Annotated in this window: 24 protein-coding genes; 9 read left to right on the forward strand and 15 right to left on the reverse strand. The window is 67.7% G+C overall.

All coding sequences use genetic code 11. The features are described 5' to 3' along the window. The first annotated feature begins 227 nt into the window (after positions 1 to 227). From PV772_RS07500 to PV772_RS07510, 3 genes are all read left to right on the forward strand, one after another. Complete coding sequence (locus PV772_RS07500; protein ID WP_347885782.1) at positions 228 to 1,067, forward strand: ABC transporter ATP-binding protein; 840 nt, start codon at positions 228 to 230, stop codon at positions 1,065 to 1,067. Continuing rightward, complete coding sequence (locus PV772_RS07505) at positions 1,064 to 1,930, forward strand: ABC transporter permease (RefSeq protein ID WP_347885783.1); 867 nt, start codon at positions 1,064 to 1,066, stop codon at positions 1,928 to 1,930. The genes PV772_RS07500 and PV772_RS07505 overlap by 4 nt, the downstream gene beginning before the upstream one ends. 73 nt (positions 1,931 to 2,003) lie before the next feature. Then, positions 2,004 to 3,083, forward strand: coding sequence for an ABC transporter substrate-binding protein (locus PV772_RS07510; protein ID WP_347885784.1), 1,080 nt, complete (start codon positions 2,004 to 2,006; stop codon positions 3,081 to 3,083). 110 nt (positions 3,084 to 3,193) lie between these two features. Here the strand turns inward: PV772_RS07510 and PV772_RS07515 are convergent, their stop codons facing one another. After that, positions 3,194 to 4,057, reverse strand: a complete 864-nt coding sequence (locus PV772_RS07515) for an SDR family oxidoreductase (RefSeq protein ID WP_347885785.1) — start codon at positions 4,055 to 4,057, stop codon at positions 3,194 to 3,196. A gap of 141 nt (positions 4,058 to 4,198) precedes the next feature. Here PV772_RS07515 and PV772_RS07520 point away from each other — a divergent pair, with 141 nt between their 5' ends. Together PV772_RS07520 and PV772_RS07525 are read left to right on the forward strand one after the other, a co-directional pair. After that, complete coding sequence (locus PV772_RS07520; RefSeq protein ID WP_141183522.1) at positions 4,199 to 4,552, forward strand: helix-turn-helix domain-containing protein; 354 nt, start codon at positions 4,199 to 4,201, stop codon at positions 4,550 to 4,552. A gap of 167 nt (positions 4,553 to 4,719) precedes the next feature. Then, on the forward strand, positions 4,720 to 4,983 hold the full coding sequence (locus PV772_RS07525) for a hypothetical protein (RefSeq protein WP_141183161.1): 264 nt from the start codon (positions 4,720 to 4,722) through the stop codon (positions 4,981 to 4,983). 4 nt (positions 4,984 to 4,987) lie between these two features. Here the strand turns inward: PV772_RS07525 and PV772_RS07530 are convergent, their stop codons facing one another. Continuing rightward, positions 4,988 to 5,737, reverse strand: a complete 750-nt coding sequence (locus PV772_RS07530; protein ID WP_347885786.1) for a 3-hydroxybutyrate dehydrogenase — start codon at positions 5,735 to 5,737, stop codon at positions 4,988 to 4,990. Between the two features lie 75 nt (positions 5,738 to 5,812). Continuing rightward, the gene (locus PV772_RS07535; protein ID WP_141183160.1) at positions 5,813 to 7,192 is read right to left on the reverse strand and encodes an MFS transporter; all 1,380 of its coding nucleotides are present in this window, start codon (positions 7,190 to 7,192) and stop codon (positions 5,813 to 5,815) included. A 127-nt stretch (positions 7,193 to 7,319) separates the two neighbouring features. Here PV772_RS07535 and PV772_RS07540 point away from each other — a divergent pair, with 127 nt between their 5' ends. Further along, on the forward strand, positions 7,320 to 8,213 hold the full coding sequence (locus tag PV772_RS07540; protein ID WP_141158372.1) for a LysR family transcriptional regulator: 894 nt from the start codon (positions 7,320 to 7,322) through the stop codon (positions 8,211 to 8,213). A gap of 55 nt (positions 8,214 to 8,268) precedes the next feature. Here PV772_RS07540 and PV772_RS07545 read toward each other — a convergent pair whose 3' ends face one another. After that, on the reverse strand, positions 8,269 to 9,168 hold the full coding sequence (locus tag PV772_RS07545) for a fused MFS/spermidine synthase (protein WP_347885787.1): 900 nt from the start codon (positions 9,166 to 9,168) through the stop codon (positions 8,269 to 8,271). Between the two features lie 152 nt (positions 9,169 to 9,320). Between PV772_RS07545 and PV772_RS07550 the strand changes: the two genes are divergently transcribed. After that, positions 9,321 to 9,734 (forward strand): VOC family protein, encoded by a 414-nt coding sequence (locus PV772_RS07550; RefSeq protein ID WP_347885788.1) that lies wholly within the window; start codon positions 9,321 to 9,323, stop codon positions 9,732 to 9,734. Positions 9,735 to 9,843: 109 nt separating this feature from the next. Here the strand turns inward: PV772_RS07550 and rfaE2 are convergent, their stop codons facing one another. From rfaE2 to PV772_RS07600, 10 genes are all read right to left on the reverse strand, one after another. After that, on the reverse strand, positions 9,844 to 11,373 hold the full coding sequence (gene rfaE2 / locus PV772_RS07555; protein ID WP_347885789.1) for a D-glycero-beta-D-manno-heptose 1-phosphate adenylyltransferase: 1,530 nt from the start codon (positions 11,371 to 11,373) through the stop codon (positions 9,844 to 9,846). After that, the gene (locus tag PV772_RS07560) at positions 11,370 to 12,809 is read right to left on the reverse strand and encodes an aldehyde dehydrogenase family protein (protein WP_347885790.1); all 1,440 of its coding nucleotides are present in this window, start codon (positions 12,807 to 12,809) and stop codon (positions 11,370 to 11,372) included. Before PV772_RS07560 ends, rfaE2 begins: the two co-directional genes overlap by 4 nt. Before the next feature lie 86 nt (positions 12,810 to 12,895). Next, on the reverse strand, positions 12,896 to 13,612 hold the full coding sequence (locus PV772_RS07565; RefSeq protein ID WP_347885791.1) for an SDR family oxidoreductase: 717 nt from the start codon (positions 13,610 to 13,612) through the stop codon (positions 12,896 to 12,898). Between the two features lie 44 nt (positions 13,613 to 13,656). Beyond that, a complete protein-coding gene (locus PV772_RS07570; protein ID WP_347885792.1) occupies positions 13,657 to 15,048 on the reverse strand; it encodes a PfkB family carbohydrate kinase in 1,392 nt (463 codons plus the stop codon). Continuing rightward, complete coding sequence (locus PV772_RS07575) at positions 15,045 to 15,755, reverse strand: SIS domain-containing protein (RefSeq protein ID WP_141158379.1); 711 nt, start codon at positions 15,753 to 15,755, stop codon at positions 15,045 to 15,047. The genes PV772_RS07570 and PV772_RS07575 overlap by 4 nt, the downstream gene beginning before the upstream one ends. Further along, positions 15,752 to 17,017 (reverse strand): glycosyltransferase, encoded by a 1,266-nt coding sequence (locus PV772_RS07580; protein WP_347885793.1) that lies wholly within the window; start codon positions 17,015 to 17,017, stop codon positions 15,752 to 15,754. The genes PV772_RS07575 and PV772_RS07580 overlap by 4 nt, the downstream gene beginning before the upstream one ends. After that, the gene (locus tag PV772_RS07585) at positions 17,014 to 18,048 is read right to left on the reverse strand and encodes a glycosyltransferase (RefSeq protein WP_141158381.1); all 1,035 of its coding nucleotides are present in this window, start codon (positions 18,046 to 18,048) and stop codon (positions 17,014 to 17,016) included. The genes PV772_RS07580 and PV772_RS07585 overlap by 4 nt, the downstream gene beginning before the upstream one ends. Beyond that, complete coding sequence (locus PV772_RS07590; RefSeq protein ID WP_141183152.1) at positions 18,045 to 19,133, reverse strand: glycosyltransferase family 9 protein; 1,089 nt, start codon at positions 19,131 to 19,133, stop codon at positions 18,045 to 18,047. The genes PV772_RS07585 and PV772_RS07590 overlap by 4 nt, the downstream gene beginning before the upstream one ends. Beyond that, the gene (locus tag PV772_RS07595; protein WP_141158383.1) at positions 19,133 to 19,669 is read right to left on the reverse strand and encodes an HAD family hydrolase; all 537 of its coding nucleotides are present in this window, start codon (positions 19,667 to 19,669) and stop codon (positions 19,133 to 19,135) included. Before PV772_RS07595 ends, PV772_RS07590 begins: the two co-directional genes overlap by 1 nt. A gap of 223 nt (positions 19,670 to 19,892) precedes the next feature. Beyond that, positions 19,893 to 20,849, reverse strand: a complete 957-nt coding sequence (locus PV772_RS07600) for a sigma-70 family RNA polymerase sigma factor (protein ID WP_347885794.1) — start codon at positions 20,847 to 20,849, stop codon at positions 19,893 to 19,895. Between the two features lie 147 nt (positions 20,850 to 20,996). Here PV772_RS07600 and PV772_RS07605 point away from each other — a divergent pair, with 147 nt between their 5' ends. Continuing rightward, complete coding sequence (locus PV772_RS07605; protein ID WP_347885795.1) at positions 20,997 to 22,037, forward strand: NAD-dependent epimerase/dehydratase family protein; 1,041 nt, start codon at positions 20,997 to 20,999, stop codon at positions 22,035 to 22,037. 108 nt (positions 22,038 to 22,145) lie between these two features. Here PV772_RS07605 and ccmD read toward each other — a convergent pair whose 3' ends face one another. Then, entirely contained in the window at positions 22,146 to 23,000 is an 855-nt protein-coding gene (gene ccmD, locus PV772_RS07610) for a heme exporter protein CcmD (RefSeq protein WP_347885796.1), read from the reverse strand. Positions 23,001 to 23,184: 184 nt separating this feature from the next. Here ccmD and PV772_RS07615 point away from each other — a divergent pair, with 184 nt between their 5' ends. Beyond that, entirely contained in the window at positions 23,185 to 24,153 is a 969-nt protein-coding gene (locus tag PV772_RS07615) for a hypothetical protein (protein WP_347885797.1), read from the forward strand. The last annotated feature ends 63 nt before the right edge of the window (positions 24,154 to 24,216 follow it).

A 24,216-nucleotide genomic window follows, 5' to 3' on the forward strand; every position in this document is an offset into this window, starting at 1 on the left:
AAAGTGTATGAGCCGAGGGGTCGTTGAGTGTGACCGAAGTAACTGTTAGCATCAGGTCCACATCATGATGGAGAACCCACGATGTGGCAGGAAGGACCTGCCGACGAGTAACACCACCAGAGACCGCACGCAGGTCTCCGGACGCGGACCGATGCACCACTTTCGTTCCGACAGCGTGGACCAACAGGGGGAAACAAACGGCCGGAGTTGGCCGGGAAGAGGCAAAGATGCCAGCTGCACAGCCAGCCACGTCCGGATATGCCGTGGAGCTCACCGGGTGCACCAAACAATTTCCAACATCCGGGGGCGAGACCTACTTCGCAGTCCGCGACATTGACCTGAAGGTGGAACCCGGCCGCTTCGTCTCGATCGTCGGCCCGACGGGATCAGGCAAGTCCACCATCGTGAACATGGCAGCAGGGCTTCTGACTCCCAGCTTCGGAGAGGTCAAGAGCTTCGGAGAGCCGGTGGCGGGAGTGAACCGCCGGGCGTCCTACATGTTCCAGCAGGACGCCCTGCTGCCGTGGAAAACGGTCATCGACAACGTCAGCCTGGGCCTGACCATGGCCGGCGTCTCCAAGGCGGAGGCCCACTCGGAATCGCGGCGCTGGCTCGAAAAGGTGGGCCTCAAGAACTTCGCGGACCGCTATCCGCACCAGCTCAGCGGCGGCATGCGCAAGCGCACGGCCATCGCACAGGCCTGGATAGTGAACCCGGACATTCTCCTCATGGACGAGCCATTTTCAGCCCTCGACGTCCAGACCCGCCAGATCATGGAAAACGAACTCCTGCAGCTTTGGCAGGAATCCGGCAAGGCAGTGGTCTTCATTACCCACGACCTCGACGAAGCGATCGCATTGTCCGATGAAGTGGTCATTCTGGGAGCCGGCCCCGGGAGCAGGGTGGTGGGAAGCTACCAAATCGACATCCCCCGCCCGCGCGACCTGCTGGATATCCGTGACGACCCCCGGTTTGTGGCGCTGCACCGCGAGATCTGGGGCCGCCTGAAAGTCGAAGTTTCAAAGACCTACGAAAACGCTATGGCGGAGGAAGGTGAAGCGGCGTGACCATACTCGGTTCACGGAGGCCCGGGTCCCGCGGGAACGGCTCTCCCGGCGGCACCCAGGACCGCAGGCCCGCCAGCCGGCCGGCCCGCCGGGGAGAAATGTCACCCTTGGCCATGCGGAGCATCCAGCTCCTCCTCACGGTTCTCGTCCTGGGAGCGTGGGAGGTCCTGGGACGGGCCGGGGTGATCGACGAATTCTTCTTCCCCCTCCCTTCGGACATCTTCCAGACCGTATGGCTCTGGGTGTCCTCAGGGTTCGTATTCCCCCACCTTTGGGTGACCATGCAGGAAGCCATCCTCGCCTTCCTGGTGGGAGCCGCCGTCGGACTCCTCCTGGGCTTTATCCTCGCCCGCGTCCGCTTCCTTGAGCGGCTGCTGGACCCCTTCCTCCAGATGTTCAATGCGCTCCCGCGCGTGGTCCTGGCTCCGATTTTCCTGCTGTGGTTCGGCCTTGGCATCTGGTCCAAGGTCGCCTTCGGCTTCACCCTGGTGTTCTTCATCGTCTTCTTCAACACCCTGGAAGGGGTCAAGAGCGTGGACCGGGTCCTGGTGGACAACGCCAGGATGCTGGGGGCCAGCGAAAAGCAGCTCCTGCGCCACGTCTTCATCCCCAGCGCCCTGACCTGGATCTTCTCGAGCCTGCATATCAGCGTCGGCTTCGCCATTACCGGCGCAGTGGTGGGCGAGTACCTTGGCGCGTCGGGAGGCGTCGGATATGCCATCGCCCAGGCCCAGGGCGTGTTCGACACCAAGGGCGTGTTTGCGGGGATGTTCATCCTTATGATCGTCGTCCTGATCATCGACCTCCTCGTCAACCGCCTGGAGCGGCACCTGCTCAGGTGGCGCCCGGTCCGGTCTTCCTGACCCCTGGCCCCGACCGGCCCAAGAGCTGCTTTACCTGCGCTGAAACTCAACAACCCGCCTGAAAGGGACACTCATGACACAGAAAGCAACCCGGCGCCGTGGCCGGGTCCTCCTCCGGCCACTGACCCTGATTGCGTCGGTTGCCTTGGCGCTCTCAGCCTGCGGCGCACCCGCGGCGGCCCCTCCCGGCCAAAGCGGATCGGCCACTGCCGGCGGCGGGGGCGGTGGCAAGGTGGTGATTGGCGTCGGCGGACAGACCCTCCTGACCTACCTCCCGACCACGTTGGCCCAGCAACTTGGGTACTACAAGGATGAGGGCGTGGATGTTGAGCTCCAGGACCTCCAGGGCGGCTCCAAGGCCCTGACCGCCATGATCGGCGGCAGCACCACCGTGACCAGCGGGTACTACGAGCACACCATCCAGATGCAGGCCAAGAACCAGCAGATCAAAGCGTTCGTGGACATGGGCCAGTCATCCGGCCTGGCCCTGCTGGTGTCCCCGAAGAACGAAGGCCAGATCAAGTCCATCGCGGACCTGAAGGGCAAGAATGTGGGCGTCACAGCTCCGGGTTCTTCCACCGACATGTTCGTGAAGTTCCTGCTGGCCAAGAACAACATGCAGCAGTCTGATGCAGCTGTTTCCGCCATCGGCGCCGGCTCATCTGCCGTTGCCGCTGTTGAGCAGGGCCAGGTCGACGCCGCAGTGATGCTCGAACCGGACGTCTCAGTGCTTACCAAGCGCATCGGCCACAACCCAGTGGTCCTGGAGGATGTCCGCAGCTCCGAGGGCCTGAAGGAAGTGTTCGCCACCGATTCCTGGCCTTCCGCCTGCCTGTACGCCAAGACTGACTGGCTCAACCAGAACAAGGACACCGCCACCAAGCTGGCCAAGGCCATCAAGCGGACCCTGGAGTACATCAACGGGCATTCGGGGGCAGAAATCGCGGCCAAGATGCCGGAAAACTTCGCCGGCGGCGACAAGGATCTCTACGCCAAGGTCATCGATGACCTCAAGAAGACTTTGAGCAAGGACGGCACTTTTACCGACGACGGCGTCCAGGCAGTCCTGAAGACCCAGCAGGTGGCCAACCCTGACGTGGGAAACAAGGACATCAAGCTTGCCGATACGTACACCAACGACCTGGTTAAGTAACCCGAGGGAAGCACAACCGGCGCAGCGAACAACGTCCCAGCCCGCCTAAGAGACAGAGAAAAAGGTGCCCGGCCCCCAATGGGGAACGGGCACCTTTCAGTTCGGCTGTCCTACGCGGCAGCAGCGGCGGCCCGCACCGCCTGGCCAAGGGACGTCGTCGGGCGGCCGATCAGCCGCCGGAGGTCGCCGGTGCTGACCAGGAGGTCGCCGCGGGCAATGCCCATGTCGGAATCCGCCAGGATCTCCGCAAAGGCTTCCGGCACACCCACGGACGCGAGCAGTTCCGCATAGTCCCCCGCGGGCAGGTCGTTGTAGCTGACGGCCTTCCCGGTGGCCGCGCTGATCTCCGCAGCGAGGTCCGCCATGCTGAAGGCCTTGTCGCCGCCAAGCTCGTAAACCTTGCCGGCCTGGCCGTCGGCCACCAAAACCGCGGCAGCCGCGTGGGCATAGTCGGCCCGGGCAGCGGCGCTGACCTTGCCGTCACCGGCGCTTCCCGCAACAGCGCCCTGCGCAAGCGTTCCGGGCAGCTGCTCCGTGTAGTTTTCCAGGTACCAGCCGTTGCGCAGCAGCACGAACGGAACCCCGGACTCACGCAGCAGCGCCTCGGTGGCCTTGTGCTCGTCGGCCAGCAACATGGACGTGGTGTCCGCGTTGGCGATGCTGGTGTAGGCCAGCAGCTCCACGCCCTCGGCCTTGGCCGCTTCGATAACGGTGCGGTGCTGGTCAACCCGCTGTCCCACTTCGCTGCCGGAGATCAGGAGCACCCGCGTGGCACCCTTCAAGGCAGCGGCAACCGATCCGGCGTCGGCGTAGTCCATCGGCTGTACGCGTACCCCGCGCTCCACGAAGTCCGCCAGCTTCGCCACGGACCGGCCGGCCGCGACAATATTCCCGGCCGCCACCCCACGCTCCAGGAGTGCTTCAAGAACGTGGCGGCCCAACTGGCCAGTGGCGCCTGTAACAACAATGCTCACGATGATTCCTTTCGGGATTTTGCTCTGTCGAAGGGCACAACCGGCCCGTCGGCGGATAACTTCCCAAAAGTGAGTACGCACTTTGAAGTAAGGTACTGACCCTGGAGTAAGCTTGTGGCATGCGAGCCGCCCCCCCTGCCCATGGCCTTTGACGACGGCGTGTTCCCGGCCGGGTGCCCCAGCCGGACACTGCTCGACCACGTCACCAGCAAATGGGGCGTCCTGCTCCTCATTGCCCTGTCGGAGGGCGAACAGCGGTGGAGCGACCTGCGGCGGCGGGCCGAGGGCATCAGCGAGAAGATGCTGGCACAAACGCTGAAGACCCTGGAGCGCGACGGCCTGGTCAGCAGGAAAGCCCAGCCTGTCATTCCGCCCCGGGTGGACTACAGCCTCACCGACCGGGGCTACGAACTGAGTGCGCTGCTGGTGCCTCTGGCAGCCTGGGCTTTTGACCACGCCGAAGAGATCATCAACGGGGCCGTCCCGGCCAAGTAGTCGCAGCACCGGAAAATAAGTACCTGTTACCGGTGTGGCTGGTGTGAATAGCGCTTAGCGTAGCCGTACGGTGGCGGCCGGAATGGGAGGACCATCCTCCGCTGGGAGCATTCGGCCAACCAGCACCGTTAGCAGGCGGCAGGCTGCCGCTTGAAGGAGTTGGTCACATGGCCAGGGACTACGCACAGGATCTTTCCGGCATGGGCCGGCCCGTCAGCCTGGGGTCCGCCCTTTCCGGGGCATGGGGCCGCACGTTGACGGCTTTCGGACCCCGCTGCCCTTACCGGGTAGGGGACACCGTCATAGGCGACGACCCCTTCAGCGGCAGGCGCGAAGGGGTCGTCGTGTGGCAGGACCGCCGGTCAGTGGGAGTGAAGACCCCGTACGGCGTCTTCTTCTTTGACCACCGGCTGGTCAAACCCCTGGACTGAAGTACTAACGGGCCGACCAGCCACCGTCCATGGTGTAGCTGGCGCCGGTGACCATGCCGGCGGCCGGGGACGCCAGCCAGGCCACCAGGGACGCCACCTCGTCCGGCTCCACCAGGCGCTTGATGGCGGCTTCGGTGAGCATCACCTTCGCCAGGACCTCGGACTCCGGGATGCCGTGCATCTTGGCCTGGTCCGCGAGCTGCTTCTCCACCAAAGGCGTGCGCACGTATCCGGGGTTGACGCAGTTCGACGTAACACCGTGCGGTCCCCCTTCAAGCGCGGTCACCTTGCTGAGCCCTTCCAGGCCGTGCTTGGCCGAGACATACGCGCTTTTGAACGGAGAGGCGCGCAGTCCATGAACCGAGGACAAGTTGATGACGCGGCCGAACTTGTTGGCGTACATGTGCGGCAGGGCAGCCCGGATGAGCAGGAACGGGGCCTCCAGCATCAGGCTGATAAGCCGGCGGAAGTCTGCGGGATCGAACTCCTCGATGGGGTTGATGCGCTGGATGCCGGCGTTGTTGACCAGGATGTCGCAGTCAAGGCTCAGCGCGGCCAGGGCGTCGACGTCCAACAGGTCCACTTCCCAGGCGCTGCCGCCCACCTCATCGGCGAGGGACGTTGCGGCGGCGGCATCGACGTCGGCCACCACAACTTTCGCTCCGCGCGCCGCCAGTGCGCGCACGCAGGAGGCCCCGATTCCGCTGGCACCGCCGGTGACCAGCGCCTTGCGTCCATTCAACGTGTTGTCCATTCCAGTTCTCCTTGTGTACAGCCAACGACTTGCGCGCCCGGACGGTCCAGCGGCCGGGTCAACCCAACAGCCAGGTCAGCGGCGTCCAGCGGTCAGCAGCCCCTCGCGGGCCGCGTCTTCCTGGTCCACGTCCTCCAGGGCAATGCCCTTGGTCTCCTTCAGGCTTAGCACGGCCACCGTGGTGATGGCACAGGCCACCACCAGGTAGATGGCGGTGGGCAGCCACGAACCCGTGTCCTTCAGCCACTGGGTGGCCAGCAGCGGCGCCAGCGAACCGGCGAAGATGGACGTCACCTGCGAGCCGAGGGATGCGCCGGAGTACCGCATGCGGGTGGGGAACATCTCGGCCATGATGGCGGGCTGGCCCGCATACATCAGGCCGTGCAGGCACAGGCCGATGGTCACGGCCAGGACGATGACGACGGCGTTCCTGGTATCGAACATCGGGAAGGCGAAGAACGGCCAGGTGGCACCCAGGATGGCGCCGGCCAGGTAAACGGGCTTGCGGCCAATCCGGTCCGCGAGGCGGCCGTACTGCGGAATGATGGCGAAGTGGATAAGGTGCGCGATCAGCAGCGCCAGCAGGAGCGAGGAAGTGTCGTACTTGTGCACGCTCTTGAGGTACACGATCGCGAAGCTGACCACCAGGTAATACATGATGTTTTCCGCGAACCGCAGGCCCATGGCCTGGAAGATGCCCTTGGGGTACTTGCGCAGGACCTCGAAGACGCCGTAGCTGACGGCCTGTTCCTTCTCCACCAGTTCCTTGGCTTCGAGGAAGATGGGCGATTCGCTGACGTTGGTGCGGATGTAGTAGCCCACGAAGACGATCACTGCGGAGAGCCAGAACGCCACGCGCCAGCCCCAACCGAGGAAGGCCTCGCTGCTCAGGGTGGTGGACATGATGTACAGCACCAGGGTGGCCAGGAGGTTGCCCACCGGGACGGCCGCCTGGGGCCAGCTGGACCAGAAGGCGCGGGTCTTGTTGGGGCTGTGTTCGGCCACCAGGAGCACGGCACCGCCCCATTCGCCGCCCAGCGCGAAGCCCTGGATGAAGCGCAAGGCCACTAGCAGCGCAGGGGCCAGGTACCCGATGTCGGCGAAGCCCGGCAGGCAGCCCATCAGGAACGTGGAAACACCGATGATGATGATGGTGAGCTGCAGCGTGGGCTTCCGGCCCAGCTTGTCGCCGATCTGGCCAAAGACGATGCCGCCCAGCGGGCGGGCGATGAAGCCCACGGCATAGGTCAGGAACGCCTGGATGATCCCGTCCAGGTCGTTGCCTGTGGCGGGGAAGAAGTACTTGCCGAAGACCAGCGTGGCCGCGGTGGCGTACAGGAAGAATTCGTACCATTCCACCACCGTGCCCACCATGGAGGCGGCGACAATCTTCTTCAGGCCCGTTCCCTTGGGTGCATGCCCGGCGTCGTTCGCCAGGCCTTGCTCAATGCTCATGGTTCTCCTCAGTGTCCACATTGACACGTGCTGTGATCTCCAGCACAAGTGACTCAGATGAGTATTGCTGCACAGGTCCGGCTCTTCAATGGCCAAAGAGGCAGTCAACGTGTGCACAATTGCAGATATGAACGCGAACCCCGATGACCTGCTGGTGCTCCTGGCGGTGTCCCGCTCCGCCAGGTTCACGACGGCGGCCCAAGCCTTGGGCCTGAACCACACCACCGTCTCGCGCAGGATCGCCGCGCTCGAGAAGTCCCTGGGCGGCCGGGTCCTGTCCCGTGCCGCGGGCGGCTGGGAACTCACGGAGCTTGGCGAACGCGCCGTGCGGGCGGCCGAACAGGTGGAGGCGGTGCTGGGCACGCTGGGACCGGGCGGCCAGGCACCCGACCCGATTGCCGGCGTCGTGCGCATGACCGCGACGGATGGCTTCAGCGCCTACATTGCCGCCCCTGCCGTGGCACGGCTGCGCCGGGACCATCCGGGCCTGAGCGTGGAGGTGGTCACCATGACCCGCCGGGCGCTGCAGCAGCGGTCAGGGCTGGACATCGAAGTGGTGGTGGGCGAGCCGCAGGTGCACCGCGCGGAGGCCATCCGCCTGGGCGATTACCGGCTGGGCATGTATGCCTCCCGCGCCTACCTTGCAGAGTATGGGACACCCGCCACCGTGGCCGAACTCAACGGGCATCCGCTGGTCTACTTCGTGGACTCGATGCTCCAGGTGGACGACCTCGATGCGCCGCGGCGGCTCGTTCCCGCCATGAAGGACGGCCTGACCTCCACCAACGTGTTCGTCCATGTCGAGGCCACCCGTGCCGGCGCCGGCGTCGGCTTCCTGCCGTGCTTCATGGCCGACCTCCACGACGACCTGGTCCGCCTGCTGCCCGAAAAGATCGGCGAACTGCTCCCCTACTGGATGGTCCTGCGTCCGGACTCACTCCGCCGCCCTGCGGTGGCCGCCGTCGTGCAGGCCCTCAGGGAACGGATGTCCGAGCACCGCGATGCACTCCTGGGCCGCTGAAGACGATAACTGCGTGGGCCCACGCCCCCCGGGTTCCCTGGCCGTGCTTGCGGGGTCAGGGTGCGGGTGCGTCGTGGCGGACCGGAGCCCCCGCCGCGAATGCCCGCACCTGGTCGTCATCCCACAGGTGCGCCGGGACGGCCCCGCCGAGGAGCCGGCGGCGAAGCTGCGGATCGTCCCCGAAGGGCACGTCGCTGCCGGCCATCACCATGTTTCCGTACCGCCGGCCCTTCAGCATGGCGGGATCGGCAATGATCACCGTGTGCTTGAAGGCGGCCGCAATGGTGGCCGCGTCCTCCCGGGCGTTCTTCAGGTCCGGGGCGTCACCGGAATTGGCAACATACAAGCCGCCCGGCGCCAGGACCCGCTTGGCGTGCTGGTTGAATTCGGCGGTGGTGAGGGGCCGGGGGGTGAATGCTCCCGCGAAGACGTCGCGGATAATGAAGTCCCTGGTGTGCTCCGTGAGGGTTTCGGTCACGGCACGGGCCTCCCCCACGCGGATCCGCAGCAGGGGCGCCTTGGGAAGGTCGAACCAGCCGCGCACGTACTCGGCGAGCTTCCCGTCCAGCTCCACCACCACCTGCCGCGCATCGGGGTAGGCGGCGGAGAAGTAGCGGGCCAGGGAGCAGGCACCGCCGCCCAGGTGCAGCCCGCGCAGCTTTGCTGCGGAGACGTCCGACGGCGGCCACCGCGACTCAATGAGCGCCGCCATCCACCGCATGTACTCAAAGTCCAGGAACAACGGGTCGGCCAGGTCAATGTGCGAGCTCATGACGCCGTTGATCTTCAGGAGCCAGCCGGTGGAGTTGTCCTGGTCGGCGATGAGGTCACAGTCGCCCGTATCGATGTAGTAGACGCCCTCTGCCGGACCGTTCACCACAGCCCCCTTGGGAACCTCAACCACACCGGCTGCCGGGCGTCCGGCCCGGTTCGCCGACCGTCCGCGTTTCGCCATTGCCCGTTGCCCCGCTTCAGTCCGTGTGAGTTGTACAGGGTCAACCCTAGTTGCTGCCCGCCATTGGAGCTGAAGCGGGGCAACGGTCCCGGAAGCCCGCACCGCCTGATGGAAGGCTGGTGGTCTGCGGCGGCGGGGTCAACAATGACAGGATGGAATACACAGCGAGGGTGGCTTCATCCGTCCAGTTCGTCTCGGAGCTGGACAGGTCCGTGACCTTCTACCGGGACCTGTTCAACTGCGTGGAAACCATACGCTCGGCCGACGCGGCCCTCCTCCTGGCGCCCGGAGGCTTCGAGCTCTACCTCATTGAACGCGGCCCCCGTGAGGAGCACTACTCGGATGGCCTGGGGCAGCACCTGCTGATGTGGGCGACAGACACCGCTGAGGGCCTGGCGTACTTCGAGCGGGCGCTGAAAGACCTGGGGCGCTATACGGAAACCCGCGCAAAGGGCGGCGTTACCGTCGTCGAAGGCCGGGATCCCGACGGTATCCGCGTCATCGTCACCCACCCGGATCCGGCAGAAAAACCCCGTTCGGTCCTGGACAGCCACCTGTACAGCTGAGGCGAGTCCCCGAGGGGGCTGGAGGGTCAGTTGCCGAAAGCGGGGGGCGCGACGACGTCGGGCCGCGCCTCGGCTTCGTCCCTCGGCTGCCGCCGGGACGGGCCCACTGCTACGGTGCCGTGGCAGCCCCCTGGCCGTCGCGGATCCGATTCACCACGGCAGTGGTGGACCGTTCAGCCACGTAGTCCAGGATGGCCACGCGGCCGCCGTATTCTTCCACCGCGGGCGTCTCGGCCAGCATTTCGGGCGTGTAGTCCCCGCCCTTGGCGTACACCTCGGGCCGGAGCAGGCGGATCAGCGGGGCGGCCGTGGGGGTGTCGAACACTGTCACGTAGTCCACGCAGCTCAGCGCCGCCACCACCGCTGCCCGGTCCGCCATGGTGTTGATGGGCCGGCCGGATCCCTTGAGCCGGCGGACGGAATCGTCGCTGTTCAGCGCCACCACCAGGATGTCGCCCAGCTGCTTGGCCTGGTTGAGGTACCGGGTGTGGCCACTGTGCAGGACGTCGAAGCAGCCGTTGGTCAGCACGATCCGCTGCCCCTGGGCGCGGTGCAGCTCCAGTTGGCGCTCCAGTTCCTCCTCGCTCAAGGCCGTATCGGCGAACGCCTCCAGGTACCGGCTGAGCTGGGCGGTACTGCACACCGAAGTGCCGGGCTGGTGGACCACCACGTCGGCGGCCGACTGTGCCAGGTCCAGGCTGGCCGTCAGTGGGAGGCCTGCGGCACGGGCCAGCGTCAGGGCCGCCACGAACGTATCGCCTGCCCCGGACGCCTGCTTTTCGGCAGCCGGCCGCGCCCACGTCCGGTGCCGCACGCCGTCGGGCGTCAGCAGGACGGTTCCGTCCCGGTCCAGGGTGACCACCAACGCACGCGCGCCGGTGCTGGCCAGCAGGTCTGCAGCAGCGCCGCCTACGGCCTCCACCCTGCCCTGCCCCTCCGGCAGCCGGCGGTCGAGCAGCCGCGCGGTTTCCTGGGCATTCGGCGTCACCAGGTCCGGCTGCAGGGCCGCCCACGGCCGCGGGTCGTGGGCGTCAACCACCACCAGTGGCCGGCCTTCCCCGGTCCAGTTCCCCAGGGTTCCCGCCAGTGCGGCGCGGACGGGGCCTGCCACTACCCCGGTCCCGTAATCGCAGACCAGCACGGCGTCCTGGCGTTCGACGGCGGCCCGCACCGAGGCGGCGAGCGCGGCCAGGGCGTCGGCCGGGACAGTGCCGGCCGAGTCGTCGAGGCGCAGCATCACCTGGCCGCCGCTGCTGATCCGAATCTTGGTGGTGGTGACCATATCCGGGTGGGTGTGGAGGTGCCGGACGTCGATGCCGGCGGCGGCAAGCTGCCCGCGCAGGTCCTCGCCGGCGTCGTCAGTGCCGATGATGCCGGCCACTGCCACCTTCGCTCCCAGGGCCGCAAGGTTCATGGCGGTGTTGGCCGCCCCACCGGGAACCGATTCGCGGGTTTGGATGTCCACGACGGGCGCGGGAGCTTCCCGGCAGAGCCGTTCGATGCTGCCGCTCCACCAGCCATCGAGCATCACGTCGCCGATCACCAGGATGGAGGGGTTTTCGGCGGCCAGCCTTCCCGGCAGCCAGTCAGACAGCGCCCGCTGGGTTGAGAGGTCGATGGAGTCCGGGGACGCATTCATGGCTGGTCCACTTCGGCACGGCCGGCCCGTGCATAGGCCGGCGGAGCTTCGATGTGCACCACCTTGACCTGCGTGAATTCGTCCAGCAGCTCGGGCCCGTAGCCGAACCCGGCGCCGCTCTCCCCGCGGGGCTGGGCTGCCCCGCCCGGAGCGCCGCCAAAGACCGCGTTGACCTTGACCGTTCCCACCGGCAGCGCGGCCACGGCCTGCTGGATGTGCGCAAGGTTGCTGCTCAGGACGGTGGCGGCCAGGCCGTACCTGCCGCTGCACGCCAGGCGCAGGCCGTCGTCGAACGTGTCCACCACCTGGACCGGGGCCACCGGGCCGAACGTTTCCTCCGCCATTACCTGCATTCCTTCGGTGCAGCCGACCAGAACGGTGGCGGGGTAGAAGGATCCGGGCCCGTCCGGCAGTGCACCGCCTTCCACGGCACGGGCGCCGCGGTCCAGGGCCTCCGCAACATGCCCGTGGACGGCGTCGCGCATCCGTAGGTCAACCAGCGGCGCCACGGATCCGTTGCTGTTCCGGAGGGCAGCCTCGGCTTCGAGTGCGCTGCAGAACGCCTCGGCGATGTCTTGATGGACGTAGATGCGTTCCACGGCGGTGCAGATCTGGCCGCTGTTGCTGAAGGCGCCGATGGCGGCCTGTTCCGCAGCCCACGCCGGGTCCACGTCGCGGTCCACCACCAAGGGATCGTTGCCGCCGTTTTCGCGGATGACGTGGGCACCGGTACGGGCTCCTGCCTCCGCGATCCGGGCACCTGAGGCGCTGGAACCGACGTGGGCGAGCACGTCCACGTCCGCCCGGGACAGGGCTGCCCCCACCCCTGCGCCGCCGGAGAGGGTCAGGAAGACGCCGGCGGGAAAGGCCGGTGCCAGGACTTCGCCCAGCGCCTCCCCCAGCCGGGGGCAGCGCTCGCTGGGCTTGTGGATGACCGCGTTGCCCGTCACCAACGCGGCCCCGATCAGGCCGCAGGCTACTGCCACCGGGTCATTCCAGGGGGTCAGCAGGACGGCCACGCCGCGCGGCTCGGCGATGGTGTAGTCGGAGGCGAGCCGGCTCCCGCGGAGGCTGTGGCCGCGGTGCACCGGGCCCAGTTCGGCATACTGCTCAAGGGTGGATACGGCGGCGGCGATTCCGGCAAGCGCTTCTTCTTCGGGCCGCCCGGTTTCGCTGGCATTCAGCCCGGCGAGCTCCCGGCCGGCAGCATCCAGCGCCTTGGCGGCGGCGCGAAGGGCCGCGCCGCGCTCGGCCGGAGCTGTCGCCGCCCAGCCGGGCGCAGCTCTGCGGGCCACGTCCACGGCATCATTCACTGCGTCCGGGCCCGCCTGGGGCACCGTCCAGAGCACTTCACCGGTCCGCGGGTCCTGGATGGTGATGCCGGCGCCCTCGACTGTTTCCTTGCCTGCGGTTGTTTCAGTGGCTGTGGTGGGCATGGTGTGTTCCTCCCGCCTTTCGGTGCTGGTATGTCGTGTGCTGGTGGTCCGGCTGTGCCGCCAGGGTGTGGCGGCCTGTGCCCGGTTTAGGGCCAGGAGCCCTCTTCCTCGTGGCAGATCAGCATTTCCCTGACCTCGCAGCCGGTGGGCTGGTTCAAGGCGAACAGGATGGCCTGTGCGGTGTTGGCGGGATCGTTGAGCCGGGAATCGTCCTGCGGTTTGTACTGCTCGGTCCGGTCATCGAAGAACCGGGTCTTCATGCCGCCCGGAATCATGGTGGTCACGCCGATTTCCCCTCCGGTTTCCGCAGCCAGCGCGTGGCTGAATCCCACCACGCCGAACTTGGAGGCGCAGTACGCGGTGGCATCAGCCACGGCGCGTTTGCCCAGGGTGGAAGCTATGGTGACCACGCGCCCGTGGCTTTCCTTCAGGTACGGCAGGGCGGCGCGCACGGTGGAAACGGTGCCCATCAGATTGACCCCGATGACCTTCTCCCACTCGGTGGCTTCGACGTCGGCGAGCTTGCCGCAGCGGTCGATCCCTGCCGCGGTAACCACCGCGTCGAGGCCGCCGAGGGTTTCCGCGGCTTCCCGGACTGCGTGCTCCACGGCAGCACGGTCAGCGACGTCCACTTCGAACGCCTTGACGCCGGAGACGGTACTGATGTCGCGGTCCAGGACCACCGGAGTGCCACCGGAGCGGAGGACTGCTTCGACGACGGCGGCCCCCAGTCCGGAGGCACCTCCGGTGACCAGGACGCGTCCGGGCGTGGTGGCAGCAGTTGCGGTTGGTTCTGCGGTCATGGTGTTCCTTTCAGTGGGAAAACAAGACAGAAAAGGGAAGTGGTTCAGCTGACCTTGGCGAGCGCGTCAGCCAGGCCGGTGGTGGAGCGGGCCGGGTGGAAGGGAACGGTAAGGCAGCGGCCGCCCCACCTTTCCACCAGGTCGGCCTCGGGCAGGCGGGCTCCCTTGTAGTCGCCGCCCTTGACCCAGATGTCGGGGCGGAGCCGGTCCAGGGCGGCTTCCGGGGTGTCCTCATCGAAGACCATCACCGCGTCCACGCATTCCATCGCAAGGAGCAGTTCGGCCCTGTCGTGCTGGCCGATGATGGGACGCTGCGGGCCTTTGAGCCGCCGCACCGAGTCATCCGAGTTCAGGCAAACGATGAGGCAGTCCCCCAACCCGCGGGCTGCGGTGAGTGACCGGACGTGGCCGGCGTGGATCAGGTCGAAGCAGCCGCCGGTGGCGACCACCGTCCCGCCGCGCTCGCGCACGGAACGGGCCAGGAGCACGGGTTCGGTGGTGCGCCGGCCGGCAGCCGGCGCCGGATGTCCGGCGGCAGCGTCGGCCCCTGCAGTGTCCGGCAGGGCCGAGACGCCCCCGGCCGCCAGGAAGTCGGCGGCATCGTGGACTGCCAGCGCGGCAGCTTCCGGAAGGTCGCTGCCGGCCAGGAGGTGCACGGCGAGGCTGGCTGCCAGGCGGTCGCCGGCCCCGCAGGGGTCGCCGGCTTCCACCCTTGGCGCGGGGACGGCCCGGGCAGAGGTATCACCCTGCCGGAGCAGGACCGCCCCTTCCTCGCCCCTGGTCACCAGCACGGCCCGGCTGCGCCACCGCTGGAGCAGAATTTCCGCCACGGTGTCTGCCGAGCCTGCAGCGCTTCCGGAACCAGCTTGGACGGCTTTGGTTGCTTCAGAAATGTTCGGTGTCACCACGGCAACCCCGGGCACCGGTTCCGGCCCTGAAGGGTGCGGGTCCCACACAATGGGGACCTCACCCGCCAGCCGGCCCAGCAGCGCGCGGAGCCGGGGGTTGGCCGCCAGCCCCCTGCCGTAGTCGGCAACGATGACCACGCCGGCCTGTTCCACGGCGCGGAGCATCGCCGGGCTCACGTCCGGAACCGGCGTCTTTTCACAACCCTGGTCGAAGCGGACCACCGGATGCGAACCCGCCCGGACCCGGGTTTTGACGGGCGAGGGATAGCCACTGGTGCCCGCGACGAGCTGCACCCCGGCCAGGTGTGCACGCAACTGGCTGCCGGCGTCGTCATTGCCAAGGACCGTCACCAGAGTGACGGGCCAGCCGTCCTGGGCCAGCATGCGCGCCACCAGGCCTGCGCCGCCTGCGCGGCGTCGGACACCCGAAATGTCCACCACGGGAACGGGGGCATCCGGGCTGAGCCTGGTGGCCTCACCTGAAAGGTCGACGTCGAGCATCACGTCTCCCACGACGACGACCCTCATGCCCGGCCCCCTCTCGGGAACCCGGACACTACGGACGGGGTGTGCCGGGCAACCTCAAGGTCGAAGGCCCGGCAGATGGCATGCAGGGCGATCAGGTGCCCTTCCTGGGCGTTGGCGTTAAGGGCGTCGATCATGACGGCCTGGTCGCAGACGTCCGCCAGCGGATTGGGGCCGGAGCCGGTGAGCGCCCAGGTGGTCACGTTGAGCCGGGCCGCCGCTTCTGCGGCGCGCAGCAGGTTGGGGCTCTTGCCGCTGGTGGACAGCAGCATCAGCACGTCACCGGAACGGCCGTGGGCGCGGACCTGCCGGGAAAAGACCTCGTCGTACCCGTAGTCGTTGGCGATGGCGGTGACCGCCGACGACTCCGCGTGCAGGGAGATGGCGGAGAACGGGACCCGTTCGCTGTCGAACCGGCCCACCAGTTCGGCGGTGAGGTGCTGCGCCTCCGCAGCTGAGCCGCCATTGCCCGCGGCCAGGATCCGCTGCCCGCGCAGCAGGCGCTGGGCAAGCTCCACGCCCCAGGCGGCCAGCCGGCCGGACTGGCTGCGGAGCGAATCAAGGGCCGGAATGACATTGTCCAGGTGGGTGCGGACGGCCTCGGCGCTGGCGGGGTCCACGAATGTGGCGCCTGGGAGCACCGCGGGCAGCGGCGGTGCTCCGGTGAGGGTACGGAGGTCTGCTTCGCGCAGGGACGATTCGGCAGTCACAGGGCGGCTCCTTCCATCGGTACGTTCCCGGCCGGAACGCTGGCCGGGGCACCGGCCATGGCCAGCTGGTAGGCCTTTTCGGTTTCCGCTGCCACCCGGTCCCAGGAGTAACGGGTGCGTGCGCGCCGCTCCCCGGCCTGGCCGAGTTTTGTCCTGAGGGCGGGGTCTTCCAGCAACAGTGACAGTGCCGAGGCGATGGCCTCGGGGTCCCGTGGCGGGACGTGCAGGCCCGTGGCATGGTCAACCACCGTGTCCCGGAGGCCGCCCACGGCTGCTGCTACTACCGGGACGCCGCAGGCCATCGCCTCGAGCGGGACGATGCCGAACGGTTCGTACCAGGGTGCGCAGACCACGGCATCGGCACTGCGGAAGATGCCGGGCATCTCCGTCCGGGCCACCTGCCCCTGCAGGGTCACGTGTTCAGACACGCCCAGCCCGGCGGCAAGGTCCAGCAGGCGCCGGATCTCGGGGTCGGAGTGCATGACGTTGGTGTCCCCCCCGCCGCCCACGATCAGGAGTTCGACGTCGTCGAATCCCGCCGCCTTGAGGTACGGGAGTGATCGGATCACCAGGTCAACGCCCTTGCGTGGCACCAGCCGCCCCACCGACAGGATCCGGTAGCGGCGCTTTCTTTCGGCCACCGGCCCATTTGCCGAGAAGAAGCCCAGGTCCACCCCACAGGGCGCAATGGAGATCTTGCCGGTGGCGATGCCCATGGCCTTGAGCTCGAAGACCTCGTCTGAGCAGGTGGCGATGATCCGGTCGGCAGCGCGTCCCACGCCGGGTTCCAGCCAGCGGCGTGCCTCCGGGCTGGTGTCCTCCGCGCCCTGGTGCCTCCGCTTGACGGTACCCAGCGCATGGAACGTCTGCAGCATGGGCACGCGGTACCCGGCGTCGGGCCGCCTGGCCGCCTCCAAGGCTGCCAGGCCGGACATCCAGAAGTGGCCGTGCACCACGTCCGGCGGCCGCTGCCCCCAGTCCCTGGCCACGCCGTCCGCGAGGTCGCCCATGTAGGGCAGCAGCTGGTCCTTGGGCACGCGGCGGGCGGGCCCGGCGTCCACGTGGACCACGTCGAACCGGCGCCCCACCCGGACCCGTGCGGGAAGCTCCGTTGCGTCCCTGCGGGTGTAGACGGTGACGTGGTGGCCGCGCTTGGCAAGGGCCTCGGACAGCGCGGCAACATGGACGTTCTGCCCGCCTGCGTCCACGCCGCCCAGTGCCGCCAGCGGACTGGCGTGCTCGGAAATCATGGCGATCTTCATGGTGTCTTCCTCTCCCGTGCCGGAACGAGGATCCGCTCGTCCGGCCGCTCGTTAACGGGGTGCCGGGGCCGGTTCCGCAGGTCCGCCAGGAGCCCATCCCAGCGGTCCTGGAACTTGCCCAGGCCGTAACGCTCCAGCGCCGCCTCCCGGGCGGCGAGTCCCCGCCGTCGGGCTTCATCCGGATTGGCCACCAGCCGCGCCGCACAGCGGAGCAGCTCGTCGACGTCGGCAGAGACCACGCCGGCTTCCTGCGGCACGGCACGTGGGGCCTCAGTGGTGGCAAGCACCACCACCGGCATGCCCAGGTGCATGGCTTCCAGGAGGGACAGCCCCAGCGAGGTCCAGCGCATGGGATGGACGTAGACGCGGCAGCGGGCAAGTTCCCGGTGCAGGTCCCGTGTCTTCAGGTCGCCCCGGGCCGTCACGCGTGAAGCCTCGATTCCGGTGGCTGCCGCCAGGCCTTCCGTCTTCATGCCGAACACTTGCAGCGGAGCCACCGAAGCGAAGGCCGGCAGCAAGTCCGTTCCTGTGACCCGGCCCCGCCGCACAGGTTCGTTGACCACTACCCCCAGTTCCGGCAGCTCACCGGTGTATAGCTGTCCGGGGTCCGGGATTCCGTGCTCGATCACGGTGATGGGAGCGGAGCCGTTGTCCCAGGCCAGGCGGTTGAAATGGGTTACGTGGACCACCGGGATGCGGTCCTGGCCAGCGAGGGGGTGGCTGGTGTTCGGGAAATTTCCCTTGGGGGTGTTGTGCTCCACGAACACGGCCGGCAGGTCGACGCCGGGCTTCCGTCCCAGGTTGCGTACCACTTCATCGATCTCTTCCGGGCGTTGGAGGACGACGGCGTCCACGGCGTCAGCGTCGAGCGTGGCCAGGTCCACCTCCCGCACTGATTCCGGCCAGTCCCTGCCGGCGCGGCCCAGTCCCCACGCGCCGCCTCCGGGCAGGACGGGAAGCAGGTACTCGTGGCGACCGCGGACAAAGGCATCCGTCCAGGAACCGTGGACATGCCAGAGCAGGATCCTCATCTGTTGCGGGCCTTTCTACGGGTGCTGACGTGCGTGCTGAAGGAGCTCACTCCACTTACCAGGCGCTCCACCGCTGCCACCACTTCCTCCGGCGACACCGAATCGAGGCACGGGTGGCCCGGTACCGGGCAAATCCGGGCCCGGGTCATGCGGCACGGCGCATTTTGGTCTCCGAGGAGTTCCAGCGGCACGCCGTAGGGTGCCCAGCGGATCGCAGGGACCACGGGGGAAAACAGGCAAGCGACAGGTGTGCCCACCGCGGCCGCCAGGTGGGCCGGGCCGGTGTTGCCGCTGATGACCGCATCGGCCCCGGCCATGACGCCCGCCATGGTGGCAAGGTCGGTGCGGCCGCCCAGGTCCAGGGCGGAGGGGCCTGCCACCGTGGCCGTGAGCGACGTCTCGCCGGGACCGCCGGTCACCACCACGCGGTACCCGGCCCCCTGGAGGAGTTCGACGGCGGCAGCATGGTGCAGCGGAGGCCACGCCCTTGCCGGGACGGCCGCGCCGGGGTGGACCACGACGTAGGGTCCGGTACCTACGAGGGCAGCCACTTCGGCCACGGAGTTGATGCGCAGCTTTCCGTCGTCGCCCGCCGGGAGCCGGAAGCCGGCGGCTTCCGCGATGCCCAGCGCCCGTTCCGCTTCGGGCTGGTCCTCGGGGAAGTCCTCCCCCGGTTTCAGGCGGACATCGAGCAGCGAGCCAGCGTAATCCGTGGAGGCACCGGTGATGCGCTCCACGCCTGCCAGGCGCAGCAGGAGAGCCAGCGGCAGGGGCGATTGGTGGAAGGAAGTGAGGATGACGGCTTCGGTGATGCGGGAATTGCGCACGTATTCGATCAGGCGGTCCGCATGCGGGCCCGTCATCCGCGGCGCCGGGTTCATGATCCACGGGCTGTCCCAGCTGTAGACGTCATCGACGCCCGGGAGCATGGCAGCGGCGGCTTCACCCTGCCGGCCGCACAGCATCACCACGTGGTTGGTGCTGCCGCCGTGCTGGGCGCGGCCGTTGGCCACCGCGCGGACGGCCGGGCCGGAGAGGAGGACATCGCCCATGCTGTCCAGCCGGGCCACCAGGACGCGCCCCATCAGGGCAGCTCCTGCAGCAGGCCCACGGCTGAGGACAGGTCGGAGGCGACCAGCCGCGCCGCGGCCACCTCCTCGGCGCGGGTCACGGGCGTGGGGACCAGGACCCCGGTGGCGCCGGCAGCTTCGGCGGCCCCCACGTCGGCGCCAATGTCCCCGATAAGGGCGGCTTCCGATTCGTGGATCCCAAGTTTGCGGCAGGCGCTGTGCACCATGCCGGGAGCCGGCTTGCGGCAGGAACAGCTGTCCTGTTCCTCGTGGGGGCAGACCTCCCACACATCGAACGGCCCCAGGAGTTCTTCCACCCGGGCATTGACTTTTGCCACGTCGTCGGCCGTGATCAGGCCGCGGGCGATGCCCGACTGGTTACTGACAACCCCAGTGGCAATTCCTGCCGCCCGCAGGCCATCCAGCACCTCTTTCGCGCCGGCCATCGGCCGTACCTTGCCGGGATCCCCGTTGTAGGGCACATCGACAACCAGGGTTCCGTCCCTGTCGAACAGGACAGCCCGGAGCGTGGACATTTCAGAGCTTCCCATAGCCAACCAGTTCCCTTCTGCTGTTGCTCCTAAACAAGGCCCCGTGCCTTTTGGCCGCATCCGCGGCGTACCGGTACCCACCTTGAACAGGCAAGATAAGGAGTGCGCCGCGCAGGCGTTGGGACTGCTACGCCATGCCGGCGATGCAGCTCTGCGCAGCAACAGCCACTTCTGCTGCGAACCGGTACCCGCAGCCGTGCCGCCGGAGCGTGCAGTGCGGCCGCTACCTGGTCCCCGTGCCGCCGTGGCGCCGGTCCGCCCGCTTCGCTGCGGTGGAGTGTCCAGCCCTCAGCGGCCGGTGGAAGGGCGCAACCGTGTTGGCAGGGTGGCCCCGCCGGCCTGCGCCGCCCGGCGTTTCATCGCCGAGGGCCCCGTCCACCACTCCGGCACGGGCGCCTTCCTCCAGCCTGCGATGCAGTTCCACCAGCACCTTGGCCAGGCGGCGGGAAACCTGCATCTGGGACATGCCCAACCGCTTCCCCAGCTGCACCTGGGTTTCCTCGCAGAAGTAGCGGCGGTACAGGAGCTCGCGGTCCGAGTCGTTCAGGTCCTGCATGGCGTCGCGCAGGCAGGACAGTTCTTCAAGGCGCTCCAGCGGTGTCTCGGGGCACGCCAGCACCTCGCCGATGGATGGTGCATCCGAGTTGGGGTTGACCGCGTCCAGGGAATCGGGGTGCATGCTGCTGGACGCCGCCATGGCCTCCTGCACCTCGGCCGGATCGCTCCCCAGTTCGCTGGCCAGCTCCGTCACGCTGGGATTCCTGCCCAGCGACTGGGTCAACTCCGGCTCTGCCCGGAACAGCCGGGTCCTCAGGTCCTGGATGTGGCGCGGCGGGCGGACCACCCAGGTCCGGTCGCGGAGGTACCGCTTGAGTTCGCCGGTGATGGTGGGCGCAGCGTAGGCGGGGAAACTTTCCCCCTTGGCCTGGTCGAAGCCACGGGCTGCCTTGACCAGGCCAAGATAGGCAACCTGGTTCAGGTCTGCCCGCTCCCTGCCGCGGGCTTCGAAGCGCGCAGCCAGGGCTTCTGCAAGGTCCAGGTATTTGAGGACCAAATCGTTTTCGAACGTCTCGCGAAGCCGCCCGGAGGTGGCGGGCGGAGTGTGGTTTTGTGCTGGTACCGGCTGCCGGCGGTGGACGGGCGCAGCGTCGACGGCAAATGCGGCAAAGGATTCGGGCATGAGTGTTGGTTTCCCTCGGTCTGGTTCCGAAAGCCTGCGGCAAGACTTAGAAGTAGGAAATCATAAGCTTGCTTATAAAACAATGCTCCTCCGCTATAAGCTCTGAAAGTAGGGGGAACTGGATCGAGCCGCCAAGGAGTCTTAGGTATGCGCATCGCCATTACGGGAGCCAGCGGAAACGCGGGGACAGCACTGCTGCGCAACCTGCAGCGCCAGCTGGCCAGGAAGCCCGGCAGCCTGCAACTGGTGGGAATCAGCCGCAGGCTTCCCGATACGTCCGGGGAACCCTACAGCGGCGTGCAGTGGCACACCCTGGATGTGGGCCTGGAGCGGGACATGCCCCTGCTGGAAAAAGCGCTGGCCGGGGTCGATGCAGTGGTCCATTTGGCATGGCAGATCCAGCCGAACCGCGATCTGGACCTCCTGCACCGGACCAATGTCACGGGGACCGGAAATGTCCTGGAGGCGGCTGCACGCGCAGGAGTCAAGCAGGTTGTCTGCGCTTCCTCGGTGGGCGCGTACAAGGCGTCCGGCAAGGACCAGCGGCGGGACGAGTCATGGCCGGCAGATGGCATGGCAGGCTCGCATTACAGCCGGCACAAGGCAGAGCAGGAGAAGCTCCTGGACGGATTCATGGCCGCACACCCGGACATCGCCGTCGCGCGGCTGCGGCCTGCGCTGATCTTCCAAGGACAGGCCGGGGCTGAAATTGGCAGGTACTTCCTTGGCCGCGTCTTGTCCCGGCTGGTACCACCCAGGCCATGGCTGCCCATCCTGCCGGTCCCTGACAACCTGGTTTTCCAGGCAGTCCATGCGGACGACGTTGCAGAGGCCTATTGGCGGGCAGTCGACCAGCGCGCCAGCGGAGCCTTCAATATTGCCGCCGAGCCGGTCCTCACGCCCCAGGAACTGGGCCGCATCTTCGGCGCGAAGAGGATCCTGCCCATCCCCATGCGGCTGCTCCACGCACTGGTGGACCTGACGTGGCGGGCCCGGCTGCAGCCCACAGACGCCGGATGGGTGGAGATGGCTGCCGGCGCCCCGATCATGGACACCAGCCGCGCGGAACGCATCCTGGCCTGGGAGCCGAAAGTGGCATCGATCGATGCCGTCAAGGAGCTGCTTGTGGGCATGGGAACGGGGGAAGGAGTCAGTCCTTCCCCCGCCCTCAAACCCCGCGCCCGCTAGGCGCAGGAGCGGCCGGCCGGCTGCTCCTGCGCCTATGCGTCAGCCCCTTGCACCCTGGCCAGGGGATGCCGGGAGCATCTGTGCCGGCGCCGTTGATTGAAGCGTCGATTAGATGCCGGCGCCCTGGTCGCCGCCCCGGTCGCTTCGCACGTCTTCGCCCGCGGCGGCATCCCTGGTCTCTGCATGGCGCCTCCGTCCCGGCTCGGCCTCCGGCGCCCTGTCGCCTGCACCGGCAGCGGGAAATTCGCGGTCCCCGCCAAGGCCCCGTCCAGCGTCGTCGCGCCCATCGTCAACATAGCCCGGCTCCCCCCGCGAACCAGCCCCAACATCTGCGGCGGAACCTGACTGGGAGGCACTGCGTCCGGCGTGGCCCAGCCCTTCGCTTGCATCATGCCTGGCGCCATAGGCTTCGGTGCGGTCCTGCCGGGCGTCGTGTATGACGCGACGATCCGTCCCGGCGTCGTGCGTTTGCGGACGGTCCGAACCGGCGCCATACCCCTGGGGTCGATCCTGCCCGGCGTCGTGGACATCGTGACGATCGTGCCCGGCATCCACTCCGCCCCGCTCCTCCCGGGCGTCCTGCACCACGCGGCGGTCCTGCCGGCTGCCGTCCGGGCCGACGTCGGGATCAAGCTCGTCTGCCTTCCGGGCGCGGGTGGCAACGTCGCCCCGCAGGGACTGGGCTTCCTGGCTGCGCTGTTCAGCCTCTTTTTGCAGCCGCGCTGCATCTACCTTGGCCTGCTCCGCATCCGCACGGGCCCGGATGGCCTTCGCTTCACGCTCGCGGGCATCGATTTCCATGTTCTCGGCTTCGCGCCGGATCTCGGCCGCCTTCTCCCGGTGTTCCTGGTCCCGCTTTTCCTGCATTGCCTTTCGGCGCCTGCCTCCGGCCAAAAGCAGCAGCACGATCAGCGCCACCACAACAACGGCAACTACAACCCATACCCATGGAGCTGTGTCCACGTTTCCCACCACTTTCCACTTCGTTGTGACCGGGCAGGCCCTCGCCTTCCGGCTGACATTTTTAGAACGGTTATAACTCGTTTAGCAAGGGTACTTACCTTTCATTAGTAATCATGCTTATCATTTTACGGCCAGTATTGCTGGTTCTTGATCAACAACCGGCCTTCTTGGAAAGAGAGCGAAGATGACAGAGAACCAATGGCCCCAGGATCCCGCCTACACGGCTCCGCCGGCCAATACAGGAATTCCCGGCGAGCGGCCGCCCGCCACCTTCCCCGCCACCGCCGCTCCCCTTGAGGGCGACAGCCAGGCTGGTGACACCTACGGCTCCTCCCGCAAGGACGCAGCCAAGGACGAAGCGGCCGACGTAGCCCGTACCGCAGCAGGGTCCGCGCAGAATGTGGCCCAGACGGCGAAGGACGAGGCAGCGAACGTTGCGCATGAGGCGAAGGCCAATGCGCAGGACCTGCTGGGACAGGCGAAGTCAGGCCTGACCAGCCAGGCAGGCACGCAGCAGCAGAAGGCTGCCGAGGGCATCCGCAACATCTCCACCCAGCTGCATAGCATGGCCAGCGCCCCGGACCAGCAGGGCATGGCCAGTGACCTGGTCCGCCAGGCAGCGGAGCGCACCTCCTCGATGGCCACCTGGCTGGAAAACCGGGAACCGGGTGACCTCCTGAACGAGGTCCAGCGCTTCGCCCGGAACAAGCCCGGGACCTTCCTGCTCCTCGCCGCCGGCGCCGGCGTCCTGGCCGGCCGCCTCACCCGCGGCCTCACCGCAGGCCCGCCCGAAGCATCGGCGTCCACTGCTGCCGGCACCGGTGTTGGCGGCCAATACGCGGGCAGCACCTACGGCGACCAGTACAACCAGTCGTACCCGGTAGCGGGCGGGACAGTTCCTCCTCCGCCGGTCCAGCTTCCCGGCCCGGCCACCACCACGGCAGGATACGACGGCGGCGCTCCCGGCAGCAGCTACCCTGAGTCAGCGGGGGCGGCCAGCGGGCTGGACAGTCCGCAACTCGTGGAAGAGCCTTGGTCCGGTAACCAACTCTCGGACGATCCGCTCCGTGGCCGCGCCCTCGCCGACGATCCCATGGCCAACGATCCCCTCACCCAGGACCGCACCCGGGGCGGCCAGGCGGGTGGTTTGTGATGAGCAGCCAGATACCGGAGCCGCCGCCCAGCGCGGCGCATGTGAAAGCGGATAACGCCTCGA

The sequence above is a fragment of the Pseudarthrobacter sp. CC12 genome (genome assembly GCF_039907755.1).
Classification (GTDB): domain Bacteria; phylum Actinomycetota; class Actinomycetes; order Actinomycetales; family Micrococcaceae; genus Arthrobacter; species Arthrobacter niigatensis.